This window comes from uncultured Ruminobacter sp., assembly GCA_902764345.1.
Lineage (GTDB): Bacteria > Pseudomonadota > Gammaproteobacteria > Enterobacterales > Succinivibrionaceae > Ruminobacter.
Genome location: CACWVT010000096.1, coordinates 1 through 3,034, shown reverse-complemented (window position 1 = coordinate 3,034; position 3,034 = coordinate 1). Strand labels below are relative to the sequence as shown.

The 3,034-nt window shown below is 41.6% G+C and carries 3 protein-coding genes; all 3 read right to left on the bottom strand.

Annotation, left to right across the window (positions count from 1 at the left end):
* Positions 1-119: 119 nt before the first annotated feature.
* Entirely contained in the window at positions 120-1,169 is a 1,050-nt protein-coding gene (locus tag QZU58_RS10105) for an HNH endonuclease domain-containing protein (RefSeq protein WP_294496491.1), read from the bottom strand.
* Between the two features lie 58 nt (positions 1,170-1,227).
* A complete protein-coding gene (locus tag QZU58_RS10100) occupies positions 1,228-1,824 on the bottom strand; it encodes a class I SAM-dependent methyltransferase (protein WP_294496489.1) in 597 nt (198 codons plus the stop codon).
* 288 nt (positions 1,825-2,112) lie between these two features.
* The gene (locus QZU58_RS10095; RefSeq protein ID WP_294496487.1) at positions 2,113-2,949 is read right to left on the bottom strand and encodes a thioesterase domain-containing protein; all 837 of its coding nucleotides are present in this window, start codon (positions 2,947-2,949) and stop codon (positions 2,113-2,115) included.
* Positions 2,950-3,034: the final 85 nt, after the last annotated feature.

Sequence of the window (3,034 nt, the reverse complement as noted above, 5' to 3'; positions counted from 1 at the left end):
CAATAAAAAATGCTGATAAATCAAAGAAATATCAGCTAAAAAATCAAATATATTAAAAAAAAATCTAGATTGAGTAATGGTTATCTAATTTTTAGGATAATCACGGCAGTTGGGACAAATCAGAATTTTGATGATATTGAAAATGATTTATCGGTAATCTCTTTCAATCCGCTCAACTTTGCATAATGCCACATCTTTTCGAGCAGGTCATCTGTATAGCAGATGAAATCATTCCGGACAATCCTATCACCTGACAGTTTGATGGTTCTGTTCCTTTCCTGAATTCTTTCCAGAAATCCGGAACCCGGAAGGCGATCATTTTTCTTAATGTTACAGGTTGGACAGGCCAGAACGAAATTCCACAGTTTATCGTCCTTAACAAAAGACCAGGGGATAAAATGATCAACATGAACCTTATTGCCAAGTTTTCTGCCACAGTAAAAACAGGTATTCTCTTCAAATTCTCTTCGTAGGATTTCACGGTAGACAGACAGATTATTTCGTCTTGGAGTGGCTATATCAAGCTTATCCAGCAAATGAACGACAACACTGTCATCATTTACTTTTTCCAAAAATTGTGCCCAGGCATAATAATTCAGTTTCTCAAGTTCAGATTTATACCTAAGCATAAATTCATAGACTTTAGTGCTTAATGTCAGACCGTCTTTCTTCAGATCGAAGGAATATATAACTCCGTCAAAATCGGAATACAGTGCTCCTATTACATATCTCTTGCACTCACTCGTAACCTTCCTGATGATTTGAGCCTGCTTCGCAGCATCAAGTGATGAAAACTCTAGATGAGGAGACAATGGATCGTTACCGGCGGCTTCTTTCAGGATGATTTCAACTTTAGAAAACGGGGATTTCTTGTTTGGCTTCATCTGTCTTAGATTATATCTAACAACCAGATTCCAGTAGTTCTCGGCAAAACGGGCAAAAATCTGAGTGTATGTAAAGAACACTCCTTCACCGTCAACACTACCGTTGAAAACATTGTCCAGTATCGATTTAACAAGGCCGAACTTATACGTATTGGCCTTGGCACTTGAAGAGGAAAATACATGGTTAAATAAAGACCATATATAATCCTCACTCGGACAATAATTGGTTATGGAACCGTTTTGCAAATCCCAGCCGGACATAGAAATACTCTCTTCTTCGTACATCAGGCAATAAAGCTCTGTTACTTATCATTGTAACAAATCCGGACATTTTAACTCAAATTTACCGACTGATTTTCTGTATAAGCAGATTGAGCCATTTTTCCTCTTTTCTCTCCGGACGGACGTCAGCTGTTATCCAGTAATCAATAATTTTCATCCCCGAATTTTGGGACAGAAAATCCTTAAATTCATCTTCGGTAAAATCAGTAAAGAACCGACCGTTCCTGAGACCTTCAAAAGAACCGTATTTAAATGACACATACAGAATTCCATTGCCCTTTAATGCTTTTTCCATCCGTAAAAAGACATCTTTAAGTTCGGTTTTCGGCAGATGAAGAACTGAGGCACAGGCCCAGATGCCGTCAAAGGCACTTTCCGCGTCCAATTCCTGAAAAAGAAGATGTTTTACCTCATGACCGGTATTCGCCGAGGCAAGGCGGCACATTTCAGGACTTCCGTCAGTAGCGGTAACACTGAATCCTTTTTGCAGAAAATATGAAGTATCTCTTCCCGAACCGCAGCCAAAGTCCAGAATGGCTGCTTTCGGAGGAAGATGACTCAGAAATCTCTCCTGAGTTGAACTGAAATCCACATTGAATGTGGATTCACCGAACTCTTTAAAATTTCGGGCATAGTATTCGAGAGTCCCGTCTGGCATTAGGTTCTCCATAGGCATCATAAGAATTTACTTTCCGTTATTCATATTAACGTAAAATTCGTGACAAGTAATTTATACAAATCCGATAATTGACGATAAACGGTTTTTCTGATTTTAAACGGCTTTGGGAAATGGCAGTTGAGAATGCTCATGTTTGTGAAAGCAGAACATCTGATGTGTTAGTTTTTTTTTATGAATTGTCCTGAAAGTTTAACCGTTAAAAACATGACGAATCCGCTTTAAGACGATAAAGAAGGGAATCCGTCAGAAGACGGATTCCCTTAACCGTTACGGCAACATCAGCCTCTTGGTGTTCTGACGCCTTGCGGCATCGACCACCGATCTGATGATTTCCTTTCTGTGCTGAATGAGATAGAAATGATTGCCGTTGAATTTTCTGGTTTCAAATTTTCTGCTGGTAACATTCTGCCAACCCTCGGCCTTCATTCTGTCCATTTCGGTGTCCGCATCGGCGTAGAAGGATGAAAGATCTATTCGGAACGGTTCCTGATTTTTTTCAGGATTCCATTTTTCGATAAGCTCGTAATCATTACGGATCACCGGCAGAAACATACCGGCGATTTCCGCGTCACGGCAGATGTTGTCATCACCGTAAACTCTTCTTACCTCCGTCAGCAGCTCCGTATCCGAACTTTCATGCCAGTTGCTGTCATCCTTGAGTCCCGGAGCCTCGCTTGATGATATGAATACGTGGTAGGGCTCCTTAAGGCCTCTCTTTCTGATTTCCCTGCAGAGTTCATAGGCCACGTAACCGCCCATGCTGTGCCCGAAAATCATGTAAGGCCTGTTAAGAAGTCCGCCACGGCATGCGGAATCACAGATACCGTTCACCAGTTCATTCATGTCATTGACAAGCGGTTCGTTAAGCCTGTCTTCGTGCCCTGGATACTGAATGGCGGCAAGCTCAATGTTTGTCGGAAGATCCTGAGCCCAGTTGCGGTAAAAAGAGGCACTGCCGCCTGCATGCGGAAGGCATATCAGGCGCGAGTTCGGATGTTCCACCTTACGGTAGATCCTCCACCATCGGGAGTAATCTTCACAGCCGTTCATGCCGTTTATGTTCGTTCCTGTTGCGGCTGTGCTGATGAAGTTTGTTTCCGTCATAATCACTCGAGATTCCCACTTGTTTTAAAGTGAAAATAACAACATAACCCATATCCTAGGCGGTTTGGGTGTTTTTTAAAAACAT

Coding starts and splice junctions, on each gene's coding strand:
- QZU58_RS10105 (WP_294496491.1), bottom strand. CDS start 1,169: ATGTACGAAGAAGAGAGTATTTCTATGTCCGGCTGGGATTTGCAAAAC.
- QZU58_RS10100 (WP_294496489.1), bottom strand. CDS start 1,824: ATGCCAGACGGGACTCTCGAATACTATGCCCGAAATTTTAAAGAGTTC.
- QZU58_RS10095 (WP_294496487.1), bottom strand. CDS start 2,949: ATGACGGAAACAAACTTCATCAGCACAGCCGCAACAGGAACGAACATA.